The organism is Euzebya pacifica, assembly GCF_003344865.1.
Taxonomy (GTDB): domain Bacteria; phylum Actinomycetota; class Nitriliruptoria; order Euzebyales; family Euzebyaceae; genus Euzebya; species Euzebya pacifica.
The window spans coordinates 3,555,752-3,579,636 of sequence record NZ_CP031165.1 but is presented as its reverse complement, the minus strand read 5'-3'; the positions used below and the strand labels follow the sequence as shown (position 1 = coordinate 3,579,636).

The 23,885-nt window shown below is 72.0% G+C and carries 18 protein-coding genes; 8 read left to right on the top strand and 10 right to left on the bottom strand.

What is annotated here, in order from left to right; translation table 11 throughout:
* Positions 1-13: 13 nt before the first annotated feature.
* From DVS28_RS15325 to moeB, 6 genes are all read left to right on the top strand, one after another.
* Positions 14-1,120 (top strand): LacI family DNA-binding transcriptional regulator, encoded by a 1,107-nt coding sequence (locus DVS28_RS15325; RefSeq protein ID WP_245973547.1) that lies wholly within the window; start codon positions 14-16, stop codon positions 1,118-1,120.
* Positions 1,117-1,866, top strand: a complete 750-nt coding sequence (locus DVS28_RS15320; RefSeq protein ID WP_114592233.1) for a (Fe-S)-binding protein — start codon at positions 1,117-1,119, stop codon at positions 1,864-1,866. Before DVS28_RS15325 ends, DVS28_RS15320 begins: the two co-directional genes overlap by 4 nt.
* Positions 1,863-3,365 (top strand): LutB/LldF family L-lactate oxidation iron-sulfur protein, encoded by a 1,503-nt coding sequence (locus DVS28_RS15315; RefSeq protein WP_216826063.1) that lies wholly within the window; start codon positions 1,863-1,865, stop codon positions 3,363-3,365. The genes DVS28_RS15320 and DVS28_RS15315 overlap by 4 nt, the downstream gene beginning before the upstream one ends.
* Positions 3,362-4,015 carry a LutC/YkgG family protein gene (locus tag DVS28_RS15310; RefSeq protein WP_216826062.1) on the top strand — a complete coding sequence of 218 codons (654 nt, stop codon included), beginning with the start codon at positions 3,362-3,364 and terminating at the stop codon, positions 4,013-4,015. The genes DVS28_RS15315 and DVS28_RS15310 overlap by 4 nt, the downstream gene beginning before the upstream one ends.
* 157 nt (positions 4,016-4,172) lie before the next feature.
* Positions 4,173-4,571, top strand: a complete 399-nt coding sequence (locus DVS28_RS15305) for a hypothetical protein (protein WP_114592232.1) — start codon at positions 4,173-4,175, stop codon at positions 4,569-4,571.
* 68 nt (positions 4,572-4,639) lie between these two features.
* On the top strand, positions 4,640-5,791 hold the full coding sequence (gene moeB, locus DVS28_RS15300; RefSeq protein WP_114592231.1) for a molybdopterin-synthase adenylyltransferase MoeB: 1,152 nt from the start codon (positions 4,640-4,642) through the stop codon (positions 5,789-5,791).
* An 8-nt stretch (positions 5,792-5,799) separates the two neighbouring features.
* Here the strand turns inward: moeB and DVS28_RS15295 are convergent, their stop codons facing one another.
* The 3 genes from DVS28_RS15295 to DVS28_RS15285 form a co-directional block, all read right to left on the bottom strand.
* Entirely contained in the window at positions 5,800-7,125 is a 1,326-nt protein-coding gene (locus DVS28_RS15295; protein WP_114592230.1) for a hemolysin family protein, read from the bottom strand.
* A complete protein-coding gene (locus tag DVS28_RS15290; protein ID WP_114592229.1) occupies positions 7,122-8,489 on the bottom strand; it encodes a hemolysin family protein in 1,368 nt (455 codons plus the stop codon). The genes DVS28_RS15295 and DVS28_RS15290 overlap by 4 nt, the downstream gene beginning before the upstream one ends.
* Before the next feature lie 250 nt (positions 8,490-8,739).
* A complete protein-coding gene (locus DVS28_RS15285) occupies positions 8,740-10,734 on the bottom strand; it encodes a VanW family protein (protein WP_114592228.1) in 1,995 nt (664 codons plus the stop codon).
* A gap of 228 nt (positions 10,735-10,962) precedes the next feature.
* On the opposite strand from DVS28_RS15285, the gene DVS28_RS15280 reads away from it, so the two are divergent.
* A complete protein-coding gene (locus DVS28_RS15280; RefSeq protein ID WP_114592227.1) occupies positions 10,963-12,228 on the top strand; it encodes a murein hydrolase activator EnvC family protein in 1,266 nt (421 codons plus the stop codon).
* Positions 12,229-12,458: 230 nt separating this feature from the next.
* Here the strand turns inward: DVS28_RS15280 and DVS28_RS15275 are convergent, their stop codons facing one another.
* The 7 genes from DVS28_RS15275 to DVS28_RS15245 all read right to left on the bottom strand — a co-directional run bounded on the left by DVS28_RS15275 (position 12,459) and on the right by DVS28_RS15245 (position 22,568).
* Positions 12,459-13,877, bottom strand: coding sequence for an LCP family protein (locus DVS28_RS15275; RefSeq protein ID WP_114592226.1), 1,419 nt, complete (start codon positions 13,875-13,877; stop codon positions 12,459-12,461).
* A complete protein-coding gene (locus DVS28_RS15270) occupies positions 13,874-15,496 on the bottom strand; it encodes a hydantoinase B/oxoprolinase family protein (RefSeq protein ID WP_114592225.1) in 1,623 nt (540 codons plus the stop codon). The genes DVS28_RS15275 and DVS28_RS15270 overlap by 4 nt, the downstream gene beginning before the upstream one ends.
* Entirely contained in the window at positions 15,489-17,471 is a 1,983-nt protein-coding gene (locus tag DVS28_RS15265; protein ID WP_114592224.1) for a hydantoinase/oxoprolinase family protein, read from the bottom strand. The genes DVS28_RS15270 and DVS28_RS15265 overlap by 8 nt, the downstream gene beginning before the upstream one ends.
* Positions 17,472-17,513: 42 nt before the next feature.
* A complete protein-coding gene (locus DVS28_RS15260; protein ID WP_164710592.1) occupies positions 17,514-18,077 on the bottom strand; it encodes a hypothetical protein in 564 nt (187 codons plus the stop codon).
* 161 nt (positions 18,078-18,238) lie between these two features.
* Complete coding sequence (locus DVS28_RS15255) at positions 18,239-19,216, bottom strand: conjugal transfer protein (RefSeq protein ID WP_164710591.1); 978 nt, start codon at positions 19,214-19,216, stop codon at positions 18,239-18,241.
* 188 nt (positions 19,217-19,404) lie between these two features.
* Entirely contained in the window at positions 19,405-21,402 is a 1,998-nt protein-coding gene (locus DVS28_RS28485; RefSeq protein WP_164710590.1) for a hypothetical protein, read from the bottom strand.
* Complete coding sequence (locus DVS28_RS15245; RefSeq protein ID WP_216826061.1) at positions 21,399-22,568, bottom strand: nucleotide-binding protein; 1,170 nt, start codon at positions 22,566-22,568, stop codon at positions 21,399-21,401. The genes DVS28_RS28485 and DVS28_RS15245 overlap by 4 nt, the downstream gene beginning before the upstream one ends.
* Positions 22,569-22,775: 207 nt before the next feature.
* Between DVS28_RS15245 and DVS28_RS15240 the strand changes: the two genes are divergently transcribed.
* Positions 22,776-23,831 (top strand): MinD/ParA family ATP-binding protein, encoded by a 1,056-nt coding sequence (locus DVS28_RS15240; RefSeq protein ID WP_114592220.1) that lies wholly within the window; start codon positions 22,776-22,778, stop codon positions 23,829-23,831.
* Positions 23,832-23,885: the final 54 nt, after the last annotated feature.

Genomic DNA, 23,885 nt, shown 5'->3' with positions numbered 1-23,885 from the left:
CACAGCGAGATGCTTGACACGTTTCAACGGGGGAGTACGGTCAGCCGCGAGCGTTCGAGCCGATTCGGAGGGCAGCCTGCTGGTCAGCATCAAGGAAGTCGCGCACCGTGCCGGGGTCTCGGTCGGGACCGTCAGCAACGTCCTGAACCGGCCCGGCAACGTCAACGAGGACACCCTGCAGCGGGTACGAACGGCAATTTCCGAGCTCGGCTACGTCCGCAACGAATCGGCCCGACAGCTGCGAGCGGGACAGAGCCGCACCATCGGTTTGGTCGTCCTCGACGTCGCCAACCCCTTCTTCACCGACCTCGCCCGGGGCGTGGAGTCACTGGCCCACGACGCCGACATGGTCGTCACGTTGTGCAACAGCGACAACGACGGCGGCAGGCAGGCCAGGCACCTCGACGTCCTTGCCCAGCAGCGGGTTCGCGGCGTCCTCATCACGCCCCTGGACACCCATGCCCCGTCCATCCAGCACCTCGTCGACCACGGCATCCCCGTCGTCCTCGTCGACCGCGGCTCGGAGGACGCCACCCGTTGTTCGGTGAGCGTCGACGACGTGCACGGTGGCCGGCTGGCCGGCGCTCACCTCGCAGGGGAAGGTCACGACCGCATCGCCTTCGTCGGTGGGCCCTTCGACATCCGCCAGGTCTCGGACCGCCTCGAGGGCCTTCGCGAGGGGGCTCCGGACGCCGACGTCCAGGTGGTGGAGGTCAACGGCCTGTCGGTGGCCGACGGTCGCGAGGCCGCCCGCCACGTGATCGACATGCCCGTCGACCGCCGACCGACCGCCGTCCTGTGCGCCAACGACCTGATCGCGCTCGGCATGCTCCAGGAGGTCGTCAGGGCCGGCCTGCGCGTGCCTCAGGACCTCGCTTTGGTCGGCTACGACGACATCGACTTCGCCGCCGCAGCGGTCGTCCCCCTCTCCTCGGTCAGGCAGCCGCGCGAACAGCTGGGCCGCGCCGCAGCAGAGCTGCTCCTGGAGGAGGCCGGCGACGCCGCCGGCCAGCACATCCATCGACAGGTGGTGTTCCGCCCCGAGCTGGTCGTGCGCACCTCCAGCGGTGGCCCCGACGGCTTCGGCACCGAGACGGTGACGGGCGAGGGCACGGCATGAGGATCGCCCTGTTCGTGACCTGCCTCGCCGACACCTTGTTCCCCGACGTCGGCCGAGCCGTCGTGACGGTGCTGGAACGCCTCGGGCACGAGGTCGTGTTCCCCGCGTCGCAGACCTGCTGTGGGCAGGCCCACACCAACACCGGCTACGGCCCGATGGCCCTGCCGCTGGTCCGCAACCACGTCGAGGCGTTCGAGGACTGCGACGTCGTCGTGGGGCCGTCGGGTTCCTGCGTGGGGTCGGTCCGCCACCAGCACGCCGGGATCGCCCGGGCCGCGGGGGACGAGGCCCTGGCCCGTCGTGCCGACGCCGTCGCCTCGCGCACCTTCGAGCTGTCCGAGCTGCTGGTCGACCAGCTCGGGGTCACCGATGTGGGCGCGGTGTTCCCGCATCGCGTCACCTACCACCCGACCTGCCACTCCCTGCGGCTGCTGCGTGTCGACGACAAGCCCCTGCAGCTGCTCCGAGCCGTCGAGGGCATCGACCTGGTCGAGCTGCCCCGGGCCGACGAGTGCTGCGGGTTCGGGGGCACGTTCGCGGTGAAGAACGCCGACACCTCCTCGGCGATGCTGGCCGACAAGATGCGCCATGTCCGCGCCACGGGCGCGGAGTACGTCACGGCCGGCGACGCCTCCTGCCTGATGCACATCGGCGGGGGGTTGTCCCGTTCGCGGGCCGGGGTGCGCACGCTCCACCTCGCAGAGATCCTGGCCTCGACCGGCGACCGGGCCGGGGTGGCCCCGTGACGCCGCAGGTGCCGCCCGGCCGCACGTCCCTGCCGGTCGTCTCGCCCCGTGGGGTCGGGCAGCTTCGCGGCGCGCAGTCCTTCCCCGACGCCGCCCGCGGGGCGCTGGCCGATCCGCAGCTGCGCCGGAACCTGGGCAACGCCACCGCCACGATCCGTGCCAAGCGCGAGGCGGTGGTGGGCGAGGTCCCGGACTGGCAGGCCCTCCGCGCCGCCGGCGCCGCCATCAAGGACGACACCCTCCGGCGACTGCCCGAGCTGCTGGTGCGGCTGGAGGAGCGGGTCACCGCTGCGGGTGGCACGGTGCACTGGGCGCGGGACGCCGCGGAGGCCAACGCCATCGTCACCCGCCTGGTCCGGGCCACCGGCGCCGACGAGGTCGTCAAGGTCAAGTCGATGGCGACCCAGGAGATCGGGCTCAACGAGGCGCTCGCCGAGGCCGGCATCCACGCGCTGGAGACCGACCTGGCCGAGCTCATCGTGCAGCTCGCCGACGACCGCCCCTCCCACATCCTCGTCCCCGCGATCCACCGCAACCGCACCGAGATCCGCGACATCTTCCTCGCCCACATGGCGGACGTCGATCCCGACCTGACCGACGAACCCCGTGCGCTGGCCATGGCCGCCCGGCGCTACCTGCGGCGCAAGTTCCTGACCGCCCGGGTCGCGGTGTCGGGTGCCAACTTCGCCGTCGCCGACACCGGCACCCTGTCGGTGGTCGAGAGCGAGGGCAACGGCCGCATGTGCCTGACCCTGCCCGAGACGCTGATCACGGTGATGGGGATCGAGAAGCTGGTCCCGACGTGGGAGGACCTCGAGGTGTTCCTCCAGCTGCTGCCACGGTCGGCAACGGGGGAGCGGATGAACCCCTACACGTCGTTCTGGACCGGGGTGCACCCCGGCGACGGTCCGCAGGACGTCCACCTGGTGCTGCTCGACAACGGTCGCACGGCGGTGCTGGCCGACGAGTACGGCAGGGACGCGCTGCGCTGCATCCGCTGCTCGGCGTGCCTGAACGTCTGCCCGGTCTACGAACGCACCGGCGGGCATGCCTACGGATCGGTGTATCCAGGTCCCATCGGCGCCGTCCTGTCGCCCCAGCTGACCGGGGTGGAGGACAACGCGTCCCTGCCCTACGCCTCCTCGCTGTGCGGGGCGTGCTTCGATGCCTGCCCGGTCGCCATCGACATCCCCTCGATGCTGGTGCACCTGCGTGAGCAGCACGTCGAGGCGCAGGCCGCCGCGCGAACCGTTCCCACGGTCGAGGCTGCCGCCATGAAGGCTGCGGCCTGGATGATGAGCGACGCGTCGCGTTGGTCGGGGGCCCAGCGTGCTGCGAGAGTCGGTCGACTGATCGGCCGTGATCGAGGCGACGGCGACCGTCGGATCCGCACGCTGCCCCCGCCGATGAACGGTTGGACCGCCACCCGTGACGCGCCGGTGCCGGCCAGCCAGAGCTTCCGCGACTGGTGGCGCGGACGCGAGGAGGGCACGACGTGAGCCTGCCCTCCGACCCCGCCCGCACCGAGGTCCTGGCGCGCATCGTCGATGCCCTCGGTCCTGCGCCAGCCGCCGTGGACGTCCCCCGCGACTACGACATCGACCCGCCCGCGGACGTCGACCTGCTCGAGCGGTTCGTCGACCGGGTGGAGGACTACCGCGCAACCGTGCACCGCGTGGGTTCGGACGACCTCGCCGCGACCATCGGCCGAATCCTCGACGCGGCCGTGTCGGACCGCGTCGCGCGGGTGGTGGTCGCCCACGACCTCGACGAGGCGGTGCTCCCCGAGGGGGTCGAGCGCCACATCGACAGCCCCGAGGTGCCCCTCCCCGTCGACGGCTCGGGCGGCCTCGACGCGATGGACGCCGTGGTGACGACGTCGGCGGCTGCCATCGCCGACACCGGGACGATCGTGCTCGACGGCGGCCCCGGCCAGGGACGGCGAGCGATCACGCTGGTTCCGGACCTCCACGTGTGCATCGTCCGCGCCGAGGACGTGCACGCCACCGTGCCCCTCGCGGTGCGGGCCCTGGATGCCACCCGTCCCCAGACGTGGATCTCCGGGCCGTCGGCGACCAGCGACATCGAGCTCGACCGGGTCGAGGGCGTCCACGGCCCCCGCACCCTCCACGTGGTCCTCCTCACCTGACCACGCGTGTCGGGTTCCTTCGACGGGCGGCCCCCTTTCCGACACGCGTCCGGTCACGCGGCGCGGCACCCCGGCCGCGTGTCGGGTTCCTGCGACGGACGGCCCATCGCCCGACACGCGTGTTCGGCCGGGCGGTGGAACGGGCAGGGTGACGTGCATGACCGCTGACGCACGCCCGAACGACCATGCCGTGATCGCCCACGTCGGCGACGCCGCGACCGCCGAGGCCGCTGTCGCCGACCTCGCCGAGTCCGGGGTCGACCGAGACGCCATCGCCCACGGCACCGGCGAGTCCTTCGCCGCACGCCTCGAAGCGGGCGACGAGGACTCCCATCCCGCCGGACGGCTCGTGAAGTTCCTGCTGTCGCTCGGCCAGGAACGCGAGGAGCTCATGCGTCTGGGGGAGGAGGCACGGTCGGGCCGCCACGCCATCGTCGTCAACGACGTGGAGGAGTCCCACCGCGACAGCATCGCCGACGTGCTGGCCCGCCACGACGCCCGTGACATCGTGTGGTTCGGCGACTGGCAGACCGAGGACCTCTCCATCCAGCGCTGATCGCCGGCCCGCACGATTACATCGTTTGCACCGGAAGGGTCGGGGTCATCTCACTGTTAGGTGGTCTCATGGAACCGCTCATCGCCGAACCGGCACCGCTCACCAACGACGAGATCCGTCGTTACTCCCGACACCTCATCATGCCCAACATCGGCATGGACGGGCAGGGACGCCTCAAGGCCGCCAAGGTCCTGCTCGTCGGCACGGGTGGCCTCGGCTCCCCGGCTGCCATGTACCTCGCCGCCGCCGGTGTGGGGGAGATCGGCCTGGTCGACTACGACACCGTCGACGAGTCCAACCTGCACCGCCAGGTCATCCACGGCACCAAGGACATCGGCAAGCGCAAGACCGAGTCCGCCCGCGAGACGATCCTCGACATCAACCCGACGGTCAAGGTCAACATCCACGAGACGCTCCTGCGCAGCGAGAACGCGCTGGAGATCATCGAGCCCTACGACCTGGTCATCGACGGGACCGACAACTTCCCGACCCGGTACCTGGTCAACGACGCCTGCGCGATCCTGGGCAAGCCGAACGTCTACGGCTCGATCTTCCGCTTCGAGGGGCAGCTGAGCGTCTTCTGGAACGAGGTCGGCCCGAACTACCGCGACCTCTTCCCCGAACCGCCGCCCCCCGGCATGGTCCCCTCCTGCGCCGAGGGTGGCGTATTCGGGGTCCTGTGCGCGTCGATCGGCGCCGGTCAGGTGACGGAGGCCATCAAGCTCATCACCGGCATCGGCGAACCGCTCATCGGCAAGATGAAGCTGTACGACGCGCTCGACCACGACTGGCGCACGATCACGGTCCGCAAGGACCCCGACGCCAAGCCCATCACCGAGCTCATCGACTACGAGGAGTTCTGCGGCGTCCCCGCCAACGACCACGTCTCCGACGACGTCGACAGCGACTTCGACCTGCAGATCACGCCAGTGGAGTTCGAGAAGATCCGCGACGAGGTCACCCTCATCGACGTCCGCGACCCCCACGAGTACGAGATCTCGCGCATCGAGGGGTCGACCCTCATCCCGCTCGGTGACCTGCCCTCACGCATGCACGAGCTGGACTCCTCCGACGAGATCGTCCTGCAGTGCAAGTCGGGCCAGCGGTCGATGCAGGCGCTCAACATCCTGCGCGACGCGGGGTTCCGCAAGCTGCGCAACCTGCAGGGCGGCATCAACGGCTACTCCCGACAGGTCGACAGCTCGATCCCGACCTACTGACGCCCCACCTACTGACGCTCCGGTGTCGTGGCTCCGGTCGGCTTGGCCGGCCGGAGCTCGACCTCGATGATGCGGAACCGGTCGACCGTCGTCACGGTCAGGCGGACACCGCCGAGGCTGGCGGTTGCGCCGACCTGGGGCACGTTGCCCGTCCGATGCTCGATGAACCCGGCGAGGGTCTCCCACGGGCCGTCGGGCAGCTCCAGGCCCGTCTGCTCGGCCAGCTCGTGGGCACGCAGGTTGCCGGCCACGACCAGCCGGCCGTCGGGACGGCGCCGCAGGCGACGTGACAGCCGGTCGGTCTCGTCGTCGAACTCGCCGATCAGCTCCTCGATGACGTCCTCCAGCGACACGAGGCCGCTGACGGAGCCGTACTCGTCGGCCACCATCGCGATGTGCTGCCGCTGCTGCCGCATGTCCAGCAACAGGTCCTCGATCGGTCGGGACTCCGGCACCACCATCGCGGGGCGGGCCAGCCGGGCGGCCGGTGTCTCGGGGCCGAAGCGGTCGGGACGCAGGACGAGGTCCTTGACGGTCAGCACCCCCAACACCTGGTCGAGGTCGCCGCCGTGGACGGGCAGACGGGATCGGCCCGTGGCGCTGGCGACCGCCATGACCTCCGCAGCGGTTGCGGTCGCGGCGACGGCCACGACCTCCCGGCGGGGGATCATGATGGATTCGGCGTCGAGCCCCGACAGCTCCAGCGCACGGCTCAGCAGCTCGTGGTCCTCCCCAGCGATCGTCCCCTCGTTGTAGGACTCGCGCAGCACCATCAGCAGGTCGGAGGGGGCGTGGGCCACCGCGAGCTCCTCCTGCGGTTCGACCCCGACGGCACGCACGAGGGCGTTGGCCATGCCGTTGAGGAGGAGGATGACCGGTCTGAAGATGGAGACGAACAGCAGGAAGGGTCGGGCCAGCAACAGCGAGGACCGTTCGGCGTCGGCGATCGCCCACGACTTGGGGGCCATCTCGCCGACGACCATGTGCAGGAAGACCACGATCGACAGCCCGATGGCGAAACCGATGGTGACCGCCGCGGGTTCGGGCAGGGGAGTGGACTCCGCCAGGAGGTGCTCGAAGAAGCCGGCGACCAGCGGTTCGGCCACGTAGCCGAGGCCGAGGCTGGCCATGGTGATGCCGAGCTGCGCGCCGGCGAGCGTGACCGACAGCTCCTTGAGCCCCTTGAGCGCCGCGGTGGCGCGGGCGTCGTCGGCGTCGGCGAGCTGCTGGATGCGGGACCGTCGCACGGCGAGCAGCGCGAACTCCGCCGCCACGAACGCCCCGTTGACGGCCAGCAGGACGATGGCGACGATGGCCCCGGTCGGCCCCGTCATCGTTCGGTCTCCTTGTCGTGCACGTGCACCGGTGCTGGCACAGGTGGCTCGTCACCGTCGGGGGCGTGGTCGGGGTCGGTGCTCAGCCGGACCGTCTGGGCGACGTGCCGTTGCACGGCCAGGACCTCGATGGTGATGCCGTCCAGCCGCAGGGTGTCCCCGACGACGGGGACACGCGACAGCGTCGCCATCAGCAGGCCGCTGATGGTGTCGTGCTCGCCCTGCGGCAGCTCGATACCGGTGTCGCGTCGTACCTCGTCGATGCGCCACGAGCCCGGCACCCGCCAGCTGCCGTCGGCTCGCAGGACCGCCTGCCGTTCGGCGCGGTCGTGTTCGTCGCGGATGTCGCCGACGAGCTCCTCCACGATGTCCTCGAGGGTGACGATGCCCTCGGTGCCGCCGAACTCGTCGACGACGACGGCGAGCTGGGTGTGGGTGTCGCGGAGCAGCAGGAGCACGTCGCGGAGCGAGGCCGACTCGGGCACGGCGAGCTCGGGTTCGGCGAGGGTCCGGACGGGCGTGATCGCCCGTTCGGCGACGGGCACGTCCAGCAGATCCTTGATGTTGACGACACCGAGGAGGTCGTCCAGCCCCTCGGGGCCGGTCACGGGGAAGCGTGAGTGGCCGGTGCGCACCCCGAGGGCCGTCAGCTCCTCACAGGTGGCGTCACCGGAGATGGAGACGACGTCGGCGCGAGGCCGCATCGCGTCGTCGGCGTGCAGGTCGCGGAACTCGATGGAGCGCTGCAGCAGGGCCGACACGCCCTCGCCGAGGGTGCCGGAGGCCGAGGAGCTGGTGATGATGTGCTCCAGCTCCTCCACGGTGACGGAGTTGTCGATCTCCTCGCTGGGTTCGATGCCGACCAGGCGCAGCAGCCGGTTGGCGGCGCTGTCGAAGAGGTGGATGATCGGGCCGAACAACCGCAGGTACAGGATCTGGCCACCGGCTAGGCTCTTCGCCACGTCCTCGGCCTTGGCGATGGCGAGGTTCTTGGGGCCCAGCTCACCGAGGACCATCTGACCGGCGGTGGACACCACCAGGCCCAGGCTGACGGCGATGACCGGGACAAGCGCGGGCCGGATGCCGAGCGGGGACAGCAGCGGCTCGAAGAGGGCGGTGAAGACCGGCTCGGCGATGAACCCGACGGCCAGCGAGGTCACCGTGATGCCCAGCTGCGCGCCGGACAGGGCGAACGACAGGCGACCGAGCAGCTGCAGGGCCCGGCCTGCACGGCGGTCACCGCCTTCGTGGGCGGCCTCCAGCCGACCACGCCGGGCGGTGACCAGCGCGAACTCGGCGGCGACGAACCAGGCGTTGCCGAAGATCAGCAGGAGGACGGCCAGGAGGCCGAGGACGGTGCTCACTTCGCGACTCCGTGTACGTACGTCGTTCGAGGGGCTCCATGGCCCGCAATGACCAGGAGGAAACCATCATCTCTGACGATGGTCCCGTGGCCCCGTCCCGTCATAGCCTTGACCCAGCGGGCGGGTCGGTGACAGGCCCTCCGCGGTTCCCCTTGGCACTGGTTGTGCCTCGGACACTGGACGTGTCCTCGAGCCTCGGTCCCCCCCGGCCGGGGCTCGATCCATGTGCATGCCTGTCGTCTGCAGGTGTTCACCCGCCGCCACCGTCGCTCGGCGCGGGCTCCGGAGCTGCGGTCGGCGCAGGTGCGGGGGCCGGTTCCTCCGTTGGTGCCGGCGCAGGCGCTGTCGGCTCGGGGTCGGGCTCCTCGGTCGGATCAGGAGCCGGCTGGGTGGGTTCCTCGGTCGGTTCCTCGTCGTCCTGTCCCTCGCCGGTGCCGACCATGACGATCCTGGGTTCGGCCAGGTAGACCGTCGTGTAGGTCTCGGTGGCCGTGCGGCCGTCGACGTAGGCGATCGTCCGGGTGAAGTCCACGCTGAAGCCGTCGCGGCCGCTCTGCACGACGCGTTCCTCACCGGCGGGAAGCTCGTCGGACTCCTCGCGCTCCTCCCGGGGTTCGCGCAGGCCGTACCGGTCGCCGGTGGTCGAGGTCACCTCGGCGTACTCGGTGGACCAGAAGCTGACGGTGATCGAGGTGTCGGTGTAGGTGGTGTCGATCCAGATGGCGTGGGGCGAGTCGTTGGTGAACTTCAGGTCGACCGGGGGGTCGTAGTTCAGCGTCGCCTCGCGTCCGAGGGGGTATCGGGAGATGTAGTAGCTGTGCGGCTTGAACTCCACGATGTCGTAGCCGCCGAAGTAGATGGTGTTGAACATCGTGGTGGTGAACTGGCTGACCCCGCCTCCGATCTGCTCGACGAACTCGCCACCGGAGATGGCGCCGCCACCCACGAAGCCCTTGTCGGTCGTGCGGGGACCCACGAGGCCGTTGAGCGAGAACGTCTCGCCGGGCATCACGATCGTGCCGCGCACGATGTCGGCCATCCGCTGGATGTTGGTGACCCGGGACTGGCAGCAGGGGTGCTCGGTGGTGAACGTGGCGACCTGCTCGACGATCCCCATCGCCTCGATGTCCTCGGTGGTGACCTCCGGCTCGGTCAGCTCGCCGGTCAGCTCGGCGCTGCGTGCGCCGGGCGTCGTCGCCACCTCGAGGACCTGCTCGGCCGCGGCCACGGCGTCGAAGGCGAACCCGTCGACCGACGGGGTCACCACGACCTGGCCTCCGGTGACCTCGATGCTGGCGTCCTGCGGGGGCTGGGCGAGCGCGGCGAACTGTTCGGCCGGCAGCATCGCGAGCAGCCGGTCCGGGTCGATGACCAGCTCCAGGTCGGCGTCGCCGCCCTCGCTGACCGCTTCGGCCCGGACCTGCAGCAACGCACCGATGCGTTCGCCGGTCAGCGACAGCCGGACGTCGCCACGGATCAGGGTCACCGGGGCGGAGATGGCCAGCTCTGCAGCTGCGGCGAGGTCGGCGATCGCCTCTGGGTCCGTCGACGGGGTGGTCACGACCGTCGGCACCTCGATGGTGGCGTCGCCGCCGTCCTGGAGGGCATCGAGCGCCGCCGATCGAAGCGCCTCGACGTCGATCGTCTCGCCCGGCTGGGGCTGCACGACCTCCACGGTCGTCCCGGTGATCACGAGGTCGGCCTCGATCGGGGGCAGCGCCAGGTCGTCGGCGATCCGGTCGATCCACCGCTCGAACGCGATGCTGTCGAAGGCGGCGATCGGAGGCACCGTCAGCGGGACGAACGTCGCGCGGACCTGATCCCTGAACGCCAGCAACGGGTTGGCCTGCCGGCCGCGATCCATGACGGCGGCGACGGTTGCCTCGACGTCGAGGGCGTAGCCGAGCTCCTCCGCGGTGGACACCACCTCGTCTGTCCCTCGGGTGACGGTGATGGTCCGCGTCCGGCGTGCGTCGTCGAGCCCGGCGATCGCGGTGGTGACCGCGTCGGAGGACTGGCCGCCCACGTCGACGCCGGCGACGGTGAGGCCCGGCAGCGCCGTGTCGGCGCGTGCGGCGCGCAACCCGAGGAACACGACGGCCAGCACGACGACCAGCCCCACGACGGTGGCGATGGCCTCTCGTACCGGTGACCGGGAGGATCCTCGTTGTGGTGGTCGGCGTCGTGGACCGGAGGTCGCCCGTCGGCCCGTCCCTCGGTCGACGGCATCCTGCGTCGTGTCCATTGGGTACAGAGGCTAATGGCCCGACGCCCGTCTGCCGCCGCTGGCACCCCGATCCGGGGCCATCCGTCGCAGCTGCGTCGCACTCGACCCTGTCCGTCCGTCCCTGTCCGGTCATGACGTGTGGTGAGGTACACCTAGGGATCGCTTCCCCGCGCACAACCGAACAGCTACTTCCGTCGTTCCGGCTGGGCCCCTGCCCGGCCGGTCGGTCCTGCCGTAACGGGAACCATGATCCTCTCCTCCTCCATCCATTCGCCGCTCAGCCGCGCCGTCCTGCTGCTGCTCGTCCTCGCCATGGCCATCGCCACGAGCGGCCCGGCCAGCGCGACCGGTTCGGAGGAATCCCGGATCTCCCAGACCCGCGAGGAGCTCGAACGCGTTCGCGGCGAGCTGAACGCCGCGCGGGGGGAGGCCGACGACGACATGATCGCGCTGGAGGATGCCGACGCCCAGCTGGAAGCCGTCTTCACCGCCGTGGAGACCGCCCAGCAGGCCGTCGGACGCCAGGAGGACGCCGTCGCCGAGGCCGAGCGCGAGCTGGCCGTCGCGCAGGGCGAGCTCGTCGAGCAGCAGCAGCGGATGGCGCTGCGCATCAACCGGTTGTACCGCCAGGCACGCCCCGACCCCCTGATCACCGTCCTGGACGCCTCCACGGTGTCGGACGCCGTCGAGCAGAGCGCCTACATCACCGCCATCGGTCGCCAGGACCGCGCGCTGGTCGAGGGCCTCGAGAACGCCCAGTCACGCGTCGAGGGCCGTCAGCGTGCCCTCGACGAGGAGACCGTCGCGCTGGACCGCGTGCTGGTCGAGCAGCAGGCGCTGCTGGTCGAGGTGGAGGAGATCCGCAACGACCGCGAGCTGATCGCCGCCGCCAGCCAGGACCTGGTCGCCCGCCTGCAGTCCCGCGAGGAGCACCTGGAGGAGGAGGCCATCGAGCTGCTCCGCGAGCAGGCCCAGGCCGAGGCCCGCGCGGTGGCCGAGGCGGCCGCCAAGGAAGCCGCCGAGCAGCTGGCCGCCGAGGTCATCGCCGACGACGAGGCCGAGGGCGAGGACGACGAGGCCGAGATCGAGGAGGCCACCGCACCGCCGCCCGCGCCGGCCCCCGTGGCCGCACCGTCCGGCGGTGGCGGCCTCCAGTGGCCCGCCGGTGGCACCGTCACGTCCGGGTTCGGACCCCGCTGGGGCCGCAACCACAACGGCATCGACATCGCTGCCGGCTCGGGGGCGCCGATCGTGGCCGCCCGCGGTGGCACCGTCACCAAGGCCGAGAACTGGTCCGGCAGCGGCTTCGGCAACGTCGTGATCATCGCCCACGGCAACGGCCTGACCACCCTCTACGCCCACATGTCCTCCATCGCCGTCAGCGCGGGCCAGTCCGTCGGCGGGGGGACCTACCTCGGCGGCATGGGCTGCACCGGCTCGTGCACCGGTACCCACCTGCACTTCGAGGTCTGGGCCGGTGGCACCCCCGTCGACCCCATGGGCTACCTCTAGGACGTCAGCCCGTGTAGGGCGTCAGCCCGTGTAGGGCGTCAGCCCGTCCAGGGCGTCGGCCCCTCCGGGCGCCCCAGCCCGCCTGTTTCGACGGATTCGCCTCGGAGTGGCCGTCCGCGCGATGGTGGCTGAGGCTATTCCGTCGCCTGGACCCCGGATTGTCGCGGTTTCCAGCCCACGCCCCGAGGCGATTCCGTCGTCGCACGAGGCGATTCCGTCGGGTGTGAGGGCTAGCTGCATTCGTCGGGGACGGCGGCGGCGCCGACGGGGACCTCCTCGGCCGCGCCCGGGTCCTCCGTCATCGGGGGAGGAGGCGGGGCGGACACGTCGATGGCTGAGCCGACGATGAGGACGACCTCGGTCAGCGAGTCGTCCTGCTGCAGCGTCGCGCCGGGGATCTGCTCGGCGACCAGCTGGGCCGCGGCGACGTTGGGGCCGGCGTAGCGCACGACCGTGCCGTCGGTGGGGTCGGCGTTGCCGATGCCGACGATGTCGAACCCGCGTGCGGTCAGGAAGTCGCGCACCGTGGCGGCAAGGCCCTCGGTACCGGTGGCGTTGAGGACCCGGACAGGCACGTCGCCCGGCTGCAGCGCCTGCACGTCCTCACCGGGGTTCAGCGACAGCACCGACCCGTCGGCGAACGAGGCGTACAGCGCGCCGGCGGCGTCCGGGTCGGGCACGAGGACGGCAGCCCCGCCGATGTTCGCGGCGTTGGCCGGCACCGTGTAGGTGGCTAGGCCGGAGCCCGCCAGCCCACGGGCCGCTCGCGCCAGCTGCGCCAGCTCGATCAGCCCGAGCCCCTCGTCGGCGATGAGCGTGCGGCCAGCCGAACCCGCGACGCGGAACAGGCGGGGGACGTTGACCAGGGTCGAGGGGGACACGACCTGCTGGGCCAGCGAGCGCAGGAACCGCTGCTGGCGAGCGATGCGACCGAGGTCGGAGTCGACGTGGCGGGCGCGGACGAAGCCGATGGCCTGGGTGCCGTCGAGCACGTGGCAGCCAGCGGGCAGGTCGACCGCCGCGAACTGGTCCTGCAGGGGCTCGTCGAGGAACACCGGCACACCACCGACCGCGTCGACGATCTGCACGAACCCGAACAGGTTGACCTCGACGTAGTGGTCGATCGGGATGCCCGAGGCGTTGGAGACGGTCTGGACCAGGCAGCTGGGACCACCGCGGGCGAACGCCGCGTTGACCCGGCCCTGCACGCCGTCGCACTGCTCGACGAACAGGTCGCGGGGGAACGAGAGCATCGCGGCCCGTCCGCCGTCGATGCTGAGCAGGAAGATCGTGTCGGTCCGACGGCCGTCGACCGCCTCCGTGCCCAGCTCCAGCAGCTGCTCGGGGGTGAAGCCGTCACGGCTGTCGGATCCGACCACCAGCACGTTGAGGGTGGGCCCGCCGCTCACGAGGCCCTCGACCGGTTCGCGCTGGATCTGGCTGGAGGCATACACCGCCAGCCCCCCGAGGGCGAGGAGCACGATCATCAGGGCCGAGAACGCGATGTTGAACACCCCACCCAGCGCCTTGGTGAACGACACCCGCCGGTGGCGGCCGGTCATGGCGGGACCGAAGTCGTCCGGGCGATGGCCGTCGCCACCCCAGCGCTCGCCGTAGGTGCGGTCGTAGTCGTAGTCGTCCTGGCTCATTGGTGTGCGGCCTGCGTTCCCCAGCCTCCTCCGCCAGGCGTCTCCAGGCGGATGCGGTCACCAGCCTGCACCGTCAGGGTCACCTTCGCGGGGAGGGCCTGCGTCGTCCCGTCGGGTCGGATGAGGGTGTTGCGCCCCGGTTGTCCGGCCCGACCGCCGCCCAGGCCCCATGGCCCCCGGGCCCGGCGTTCCGTCTGCACGGTCACCCGTGCGTCGGTCAGCACCTCGATCTCGCGCACGATCCCGTCGCCGCCGGGGTGCAGCCCCTCGCCGCCGGTTCCGCTGCGGAGCTCGGAGCGAACGACCCGCAGCGGGTAGGCCACCTCCAGCGCCTCGACCGGGGTGTTGCGCGTGTTGGTCATGCCCGTGTGGACGCCGTCCATGCCGGGCCGTCCCGGGGTGCCGCCCTCACCGCCGCCGATCGTCTCGTAGTAGGCGAACGGGGTGCCCTGCCCGCTGCTGCCGATGAGGATGTTGTTCATGGTGCCCTGCGACGCAGCCGGCACGCGGTCGGGCACGGCCTGTGCGAGCGCGCCGAGCAGCAGGTCGACCAGGCGTTGGCTGGTCTCGACGTTGCCGGTTGCGACCGGAGCCGGGAAGACGGCGTCCACGATCGTCCCCGGGGTGGTCTGCACGGTCATGGCCCGAGCCGTCCCGGCGTTGGCCGGCGCATCCGGGTCGGTGACGAGGCGCAGGACGAACAGGGCGGCGGACTCCGTCACGGCCCGCACGGCGTTGACGTTGGCAGGGACCTGCGGGGGGCAACGTGTCAGGTCGACCACGAGCTGGTCGCCACGGATGGCCACGGTGGTGTGCAGCTCGAGCCCAACGGCCTGGGCAGCGGCATCCATGGAGCCGTCGGCGGCGACCTCCAACCAGTCGCTGAACGTCCACTCGCCGTCGGGCATCTCGGCCAGGGCGGCGCGGATCCGCCGTTCGGCGTAGTCCACCAGCGCATCCATGTCGGCCAGGAGGCCGTCCCGACCTCGTTCGGCGGCCATCTCGCACAACCTCGCGGCTCCGGCGTGGTTGGCGGCGAACTGGGCCCGCAGGTCGCCGTGACGTTCCGTCGGGGTCCGCGAGTTGGCCGCCAGCATCTCGATCACGTCGGTGCGTTCGCCGTGGTCGTCGACCAGCAGGAGCGGTGGGATGCGCAGGCCCTCCATCGCGATGTCGGTGGCGTCGGCCGGCATCGACCCGGGCGCGGCGCCGGCGATGTCGGCGTGGTGTGCACGGTTCGCGACATACCCGATGAGCTGCCCCGACCGTCCGTCCTCGCGGTCTCCGACCGCGCCGACGAGGGTGATGTCGGGCAGGTGCGACCCACCCCGGTAGGGGTCGTTGACGACGGCGGTCATCCCCGGCGACAGGTCGAAGGCGCCGAGGATCGAGTCGACCGATGCCGGCATCGAGCCGAGGTGGACCGGGATGTGCTCGGCCTGGGCCACCATCTCACCGCTCGGCGAGAAGATGGCCGCGGACAGGTCGAGGCGCTCGGTGATGTTGGGGGAGTAGGCGGACCGCTCCAACGCCACCCCCATCTGCTCGGCGACACCGTCGAGGGCGTGGCGGGTGACCTGCAGGCGTGCCGGGTCGGCGGGTGGGCGCGGGTCAGCCATGGCGGATCACCAGGTTGAGGTGGTCGTCGACCGTGCCGACGTCGCCGTGGAGCAGCAGCCCGGTCGAGTCGGGCTGGACGAGGATCGCCGACCCGCTCACCGTGTCGCCCGGACGCAGGCTGCCACGGGCGACGACGGAGACCGCCTCGGGGCCGTCGCCGAGGTCCGCGGTCCGGGTCGTCGTCGGCGTGCTCGGGCCCAGGTCCCAGCCGGTCACCGCTTCGGTGTGCAGGGCGGGCCGCTGGCTGATCCGCCGGACGGTGACCACGACGACGTCGGCGTCGTGCAGCGCATAGCCGTAGACCTGCTCGTGGCGACGGTGGAACGCCGCCAGGGTGCCGAGGTCCTCGCCGGCGTCCGGGTCGACGTCGATGCGCAGCTCGTGGGCCTGTCCGACGTAGCGCAGGTCCGCGACCGTACGGACGGTGGCTGCGGCATCGGGGATGGAACCGGTCACGGATTCGTCCAGCGGCAGCAACTCGAGGGTGTCGCGCAGCCGCTCCGGCGGGACCATCACCGTCCGGGACCACTCGCGCCGTTGCGGTGCGGTCAGCAGGCCGACCGCGGACAGCACACCGGGTGCGGGCGCCAGCACCGTTGCGCGGCAGCCGAGCATCCGGGCCAGGGCCGAGGCGTGCAGCGGACCGGCGCCGCCGTAGGCCACGAGGGCAAGGCTGTCGGGATCGACGCCCGCTTCGGTCGACACCCGCCGCAGGGCCCGGGCCATGGCGGCGCGGACGACGTCGAGGATGCCGGTGGCGGTGACCCCCTCGATCCGTGCGATGGCCCGCTCGGCTGCCGCGACGTCGGCGGTCATGGTGCCGCCAGCGAGGCTGTCGAGGTGGCCGAGGACGGCATGGGCGTCGGTGACGGTCGGCTGGGTGCCGCCGCGTCCGTAGCAGGCCGGACCCGGGTCGGACCCGGCGCTGCGGGGGCCGACCCGCAGGGCCCCGCCGGCGTCGAGCGCGGCGATGGAGCCGCCGCCGGCACCGACCGTGTGGATCCCGATCGTCGAGGTGCCGATGGGCAACCCGTCGATCGTGCCGGCGAGGCTGACGACCGGTTCCCCGCCGCGGATCAGGCACACATCGGTGGACGTCCCACCCATGTCGAAGGCGATCGCATCGTCGAACCCCGCGGATCGGGCGGCCGCGGCGGCGGCGACGACGCCACCGGCGGGGCCCGACAGCAGGGTGTGGACGGGTTCGGCGACCATGCGGTCCAGGTCAGCGGTCCCGCCGCCGGAGGTCATGACGGTGACGTCGGTGTCGGGCAGCCGGTCGGACAACCGTTGCAGGTAGCGGCCCATGGTGGGACCGACAGCGGCGTTGAGGGCACAGGTGCTTGCCCGTTCGTACTCCCTGATCGACCCGACGAGGTCGGCGGACACGGTGATGTGGACGTCGGGGAGCGCGGCAGCCACGGCGGTGGCGAGGCGGTGTTCGTGCGACGGATCGGCCCAGCCGAACAGCAGGCAGATCGCCACCGCGTCGGGTTGCAGCGCGACGGTCCGGGCCACGACCGCCTCGATGGCCGCCTCGGTGAGGGGTGTCAGCACCTCACCGTCGACGGTGATCCGCTCCGGCACGGGCACCACCATGTCCCGGGGGATCGTGGGAGCGGGCCGGACCGCCGACAGGTCGTACAGGGAAGGGCGGTTCTGTCGGGCGATGGTGAGGACGTCGGCGAACCCCTCGGTCACGAGCAGGACGGCCCGGTCGAGGGTCCGCTCGAGCACGGCGTTGGTCGCGGTCGTCGTGCCGTGGGCCAGCGCCTGCAGGTCGACGGTCGGTCGTTGCCCGGCGGCCTCCACGGCGGCGACCAGCCCCTCGCCCTGGTCGCTGGGGGTGGTCGGGACCTTTGCCAGGCGTGGTCCGTCGGCGGTCAGCACGACGGCGTCGGTGAAGGTGCCACCGACGTCGACGCCCGCCACGAGCGGTGCGGTCGGTGAGGGGGGAGGGGACTGCTGGGGCATCGCCTCGCGGAGCCTATCGGGGTCGGGGCCCCGGAACCGAGGTCAGCCCCGCAGGGAGTCCGTCGACGCGGAATCGCTGTCGTGCTCGACGACCAGGTCGGCGGCGGTGTCCGCGTCGGCGCCTCGGGCCCGCCGGGTGGCGGCGTCCCCGACCACGGCCCGGTACAGCTCGGCGGCGGCATCGAGGAAGCGGTCGGGGGCGGCCTGTCTGAGGACCTCCATGGCGGCGACCACCTCGTCGGCGTCGCCGAGGAACCGTTCCGCGGCGACCGTCGCTGGGTCGGTCGCGACCCAGCTCGTGCCGTCGGCGAACCGGATCTCGTCCAGGTCGCCGCGATGCAGGAGCGCGACCAGCGTGTTGACGTCGGCGTCGGTCCCGGGCGCGTGGAGGTCCCACAGGGTGTTGACGACCAGCAGGTCGAACTGTCCACCCTCGCATGCCGCGAGCATCGCCTTGCGCTGGGGGTGGCGGGGGTCGGCGCTGCCGGCCTGCCCGTCGCCGAACCGGGTGACGGAGGTGTACTGCTCGTGGTCGGGCTGGGCATCGAGGATCCGATCGATCCGGTAGGCCCGGCTGTCCTCGCTCGATCCCCGTGTGTAGGTCACGACGTGCACTCGGTGCTCCCTCCCCTGGATTGACTGCGCTGCGCTCGTCTCACCCGGCGGGGTGTCCGGCACTCGTGGCTCGGTTGATGCCATCGGTTCGACACTGCAACCACGTGGTGATCCTGACACATGCCGGGATGACCAGTCGTTCTGGTTCGGGGTCAGCCGATCGTGATGGCGCCGATCAGCCACGCGTTGCCCGCGGCCGTCAGGTCCAGCCGGTAGGTCTGCTCGATCTCGCCGCCGGCGATGTCGTTGCGCCAGACCACCCGTGCGGTGGCGGTGCGGGCGGTGTCGTCGCCGTCGTGCACGACGAGCTCGGCGAGGCGGACGAAGGCGAACTGCCCGTCGAGACCGCGGATACGGGCATCCTCGGCGGTGATGCCGGGCAGGTCCACGGTGGCAGAGGTGCCGAACGCCACGAAGGCCTGGGTGACGGCGTCGGTCAGCTGCGCGCCGAGCTCGTCGTCGGATGCCGGTGTCGCGGGGACCGTCGGGTTCCCGGGGGAGGGGCGGGGCACGAACGCCGGCGGCGCCGTGACGGCCCAACGGGCACGGTCGTCCTGTCGCAACGGCACGGCCAGGTGCACCCAGCGGGGGGCGTCGGTCCCGGTCACCTGCGCGGCCACGGTGACGACGACGGCCCCGTCCTCGGTTGGTTCGGCGCGCAGGGCGATGACCAGGGCGGCCAGCTGTCGTCCGGTACCGGACCACCCCAGCTGGGCGTCCAGCCCGGGCGCGAGGTAGGCGGCGAGCTCACGCGCGCGGACGTCGGGCTGCGCCTCGTCGTAGTTCAGGTAGCTGTTGGCGAACTGGACCGCGAAACCGGCGGCACCCTGGAGCTCCGGGTCGATCGTGCCGACCTCGCCTGAGCCGGAGCCGGCCGACGGCTCGGCGTCGGTTCCGCCGGTGTCCGCAGCGGTATTCGCGTCGGGCAGCTGATCGCCCTCGACCGGATCCGGGTCAGCGACCTCGGGTGCACCATCGGCGGTGCTGTCGGTGGCGTCGTCCCTCGACGACGGCCCATCGGCAGCGGCGGTGGCGGCAACGCCCTCCGCTGGGGGGGTGTCGTCAGCCTGCCCACCGATGACCACCATGGCCAGGAGCCCGAGCACCAGGACGCCGACACCGAGCAGCACCCAGCGCAACCACGGAGGCGGACCTCCGGAGGGCGACGGTCGGTCCCGAGGGCCACCCGTTCGCCCACGGGCCGGACGGGGATTTCGGTCGGAGGGTTCGAGGGGGAACTTCGTCCCCGGTGGGGCGAAGTCGCGGCGGTCGAAGCCGCTCCCGGTGTCGCCCAAGTCGACCTGGCGTCGCCCGGCGTTCACGCCATCGGGGCGAGATCGACCGGGATCTGCAGGACCAGGCCGCGAGGCAACGAGTCCGGGTCGTCGCCGAGCCGTTCGGCGTTCCAGGTGTACAGCAGCTGCCAGGTGGCCTCGAGCTCGGTGGTCGTCAGGTCGACGTCGGGCCACAGCGCTCGGGCGATCGTCCACAACGAGTCGCCGCGCTGCACCTCGTAGGCGTTGCCGAGGGTGGGGGATGCCGTCACCGTGTCCGACACCGCCACGACGTCCTGCTCGGTGGTCGATCCGGCGCGAACGGCGTCCCAGGCCCGCAGGACCGCTTGGGACCAGTCCCGGATGCGTCGGGAGTCGACGGGACGCTGCTGTGCCTCGGCGATGCGGTCGTCGACGGTCTTCGCAGGAGTGGCGTCGGCCGTCGGCGCCGCGCCCGGGTTCGGACGCGCGGTCGTGGCGAGGTTCGGTGACATGACGGGGTCGACGACCGTTGCCGGCAGAGGAGCCGGCGCGGGCGGTGCAAGCGGCGAGACGGCTGTCGGCTGCTCGGCTGAGGGGGCGGCCTGCGTCACCAGGGAGGCGTCGGGCGTCGCCGTCGGTGCGGGGTCGATGCGACCGGCGTCGGTGGCCGAGGGGGCCGTGGCGCCGGCGACGTCGAGGGCCGTCGGGATGGGCCGCGGAGGGGTGGGCGTCGACGGGGCCTGCGGCGCGGGGGACTGGACTGCAGGTGCGGACGGCACGGGTGGGGCGGGCGTGACCGGCGCGGGGGCAGCCGGTGCGGCAGGAGCGGGGGCCACGACCGCCGTCACCGGCTCCACAACGGCGTCGACAACGGGCTCAGCGACCTGGTCGACGACTTGGTCGACGACCGGCTCCACGAGCTCCTCGACCGGCACGTCGACGACGGGTTCGCCGTCAGCAGGGGTGTCGACGACCACCACGACCTCGCCGTCGTCGAGGGGTGTGCCGTCGGGCAGGTCGATGGCGTCCTCGATCGCGTCGTGGATCAGGTCGGCCAGCTGGTCGTCGATCCCGACGGGTTCGTCCTCGACCGGCACCTCGACGTCGGGCGCCGGGGTGGCGGGACCCCCGATGTCGGGTTCGGGTGCGTCGGGGGCTTCCACATCCGGCGTGGGGACGTCCGGCGACGGCACCTCCGGCGTGCCCTCGACGGGGACCTCGCCGACGGGGACCTCGCCGACGGGGACCTCGTCGACGGGGGCCTCGCCGACCGGCGGCGCCGCCGGGTCGACCTCGTCGCCCGGTTCACCGGGAACGGCGTCCACCGGCTCTTCCACCGGCCCGGGTGCGTCCGTGCCCGGCAGGCCGAGATCCGGCAGGTCGACATCCGGCAGGCCGACATCCGGCAGGTCGACATCCGGCAGGTCCGTGTCGGGCAGGTCGGTGTCGGGCAGCACCCCGTCGTCGGCGGGCGGGGCATCCCCGTCGCTGGGGTCGATCACCGCGTCGCCGTCAGCCGGGGTGTCCGCCACAGGGGCCTCGGCCATCGAGTCGTCGGCAGCGGGCGCCGCTGGGGTGGGGGCGTCGACGGACGGTGCCTCGACCGCCGGGGCGTCCACGACTGGTTCGTCGACCGTGGGGGCGTCGGCGACTGGAGTCTGCGGGGCCGGTGCGTCGACGGCCGGTGTGGACGGCGTCGTTCCGCCGGACTGACGGCTGATGGGACCCGGGGCTGGCGAGTCCGCCCCCGTGGCAGGGGCCGCTGCCGGTGCATCGGGTTCGGCCATGACGGGGACCGGGGGGGCGTCCTGGGCCGCCTCCTGCGCCGCGGCAACCCCGGCCATGTTCGGCGCGAGCAGCATCCCGGCGGCACCCGCAGCGACGGCCCCACCCCGGGCGCCACGTCCGGCCGCCGAGACCACGGAGCGGGTCGTCGACCCCTCGGCGGCGGTCAGCTCCTCCACCGCCTGGCGGCGTCGCTTGACCCGCCGCTCCACCCGCTCGTCGGCCAGAAGGGACTCCAGCGCCGCATCGGCGTGCAGTCGTCCTCGATCCGTCATCGTCCAGTACCGCCTTCCCCGGCGAGCTCGTCGCCCAGTCCATCAACAACCACAGCTGCCAGCTGCACGTACGCCTGTCGTGTTGCGGGCGCCAGCCAGTCCAGCTCGACCACCGCCCCGTTCGCGAGCTCCTCGTCCCAGGGGACCGTCCGCACCGCACGCACCTGGGCGGCGAAATGGTCGACCAACGAGTCGATGTCGACCGGTGAGCCGTCCTGCCGTACGCCGTTGACGACCACCACGGCCCGCTCGACCAGCTCGGCCTGCCCGTGTTCGCGCAGCCAGGCCAGCAGGTAGGAGACCGCTCGCGCGGAGTCGACGCTGGGACCGGTGACCACCACCAGCTGGTCGCTGCGCTGGACCACCCCTCGGGTGGCCGCGTCCAGGATCCCCGTCCCGCAGTCGGCCAGGACGAGGTTGTAGTGGACGCGCAGCACGTTCAGCAGCCGCTCGTACTCCGGACGGCCCATCCGTCGTGCCGACAGGGGGTCGTCGTCGCTGGCAACGACCTCGAGCAGGCTCTCGGCCTGCGAGGTGAAGTGACGAACGTCGCCGTAGCCGAAGATGTGATCGGCCTCGGCCAACAGGTCGACCGACGTCGCGCCGTGTTCACGTCTGACCCGATGTCCCAGGGAGCCCGCGTCGGGGTTGGCGTCCAGCGCCACGACCCGGTCGCCACGGATGCTGGCCAGCGTGTGGCCCAGGTTCAACGTGGTGGTGGTCTTGCCGACGCCGCCCTTGGTCGACACGACGGCCAGGGTGCGTGCCCCGCCGAACGGACGTCGGATCGCCTCCATCCGCTCGCGCAGCCGCTGTTCCTCCGGGGTGGGGCCCGGGTTGATGCGGCCACCCGTCACGGCCCACACCCGTCGGCGCCAGCCCGTCGCCGGGACGGGGGTGGGCTCGTCGACCCACGCATCGCCGTCGAAGGCGAACGTGCGGTCCCCGTCGAGCTCTTCTTCCGTCAGCGAGAACGGGTCCGCTGCCTGGCCTCGAGGGCCGGGACGGTCATCCGCAGCGGCCGGGGTCGCCTCGGGTCGATCATCGGACGCGGTCGGCGAGTCCGTCGTGGTGATGTGCGTCGGTGCAGGCGTGGGGTCGACGACGAGGTCGATCGTCGTGGTCGCCACCGTGACAGGATCCGCCAGGGGTCCTGACTCGGTCACCTGCTCTCCCGTGCTCATCAGGTCCTCCCCCGAGGTCACCGTCGTTGTCTGCTGACTGCTGGGTCCTGTTGTAGCCGCTCCCATCGTGGGGGACTAGTCCGACACCCTGCGTCATGTGGACAACTCCGCTCCGTCACCGGGGGCCGGCTGACGAGAAAGGTGCGGGAGGAGGGAGGTGTTCGGACCGGCCGATCGGTAGAAGCCGACATGGCCGACCCCACACCCCCTGATGACGACGAGTCGTCGGGGCTGCTGTGGGCGGACGCCTACGCCGACGCCACGACGGGCCTGCCAGCGCCGCAGGGCCCCACGTCCGCCCCGATCGACCGCCCGACCTCGCCGCTGGACGAGGACGCCGTGGTCGTGCCCCGCAGCGCGCCGACCCCTGGCGGGGTCCGTGGCCTGCTGCAGCGGTTCCGCGGTCCGGACCCCGAACCGGGTCCCGACCGCTGGCAGTTCGCCGTCGACCGTTGCCGCCAGCCTGCTCCCGGTGGTCGACGCGTCGCCGTGCTCTCCCGCAAGGGCGGGGTCGGCAAGACCACGACGACCCTGATGATCGGTCACACCCTTGCCGCGGTGCGTCGGGACCGCGTGCTGGCCGTCGACGGCAACCCCGACGCCGGCACGCTCGGCCACCGGGTCCCGCGCCAGACCGCTGCCACGGTGGTCGACGCGCTGGCGGCCATCGGCACCGTCGGCGGGTACCCCGATGCGCGGCAGCTGACCTCGCAGGCGCCCAGCCGGCTGGAGGTGCTGGCCTCGCCCGAGAACCCCCACTCCTCCCGTTCGCTGTCGGGCGAGGACTACCAGCAGGTGCTCGACGAGATGCACCGCCACTTCTCCGTGGTCCTGTGCGACACCGGGACCGGCATCATCGACGACGCCCACAGCGGCATCCTCGACGCCGTCGACCAGATCGTGCTGGTGTCTGGAACGGCGCTGGACACCGCACGTGCGGCCGGGCTGACCCTCGACTGGCTGGAGGGGCACGGCCGCGCCGCGCTGGTGCGTGACGCCGTCGTGGTCGTGAACCATGTCGCCGAGGCCAGCCGGGTGGACCTCGACGCGATCGAGTCCCACTTCCGCGGCCGGACCAGGGCGCTGCACCACGTGCCGCACGATCGACACCTCGAAGCCGGTGCCGTCACCGACCCCGACCTGCTGCGGCCCGACACCCAGGCCGCGTGGCTCGACGTCGCCGCATCCGTCGCCGACGGCTTCGCGTTGCCCTCGCCCCGTGACCAGATGAAGGACCCGTCGTGACCGCCATCGCCCCGCGTCGGACACGTCCCTCGCACGACCGCACTCCGTCGGCTG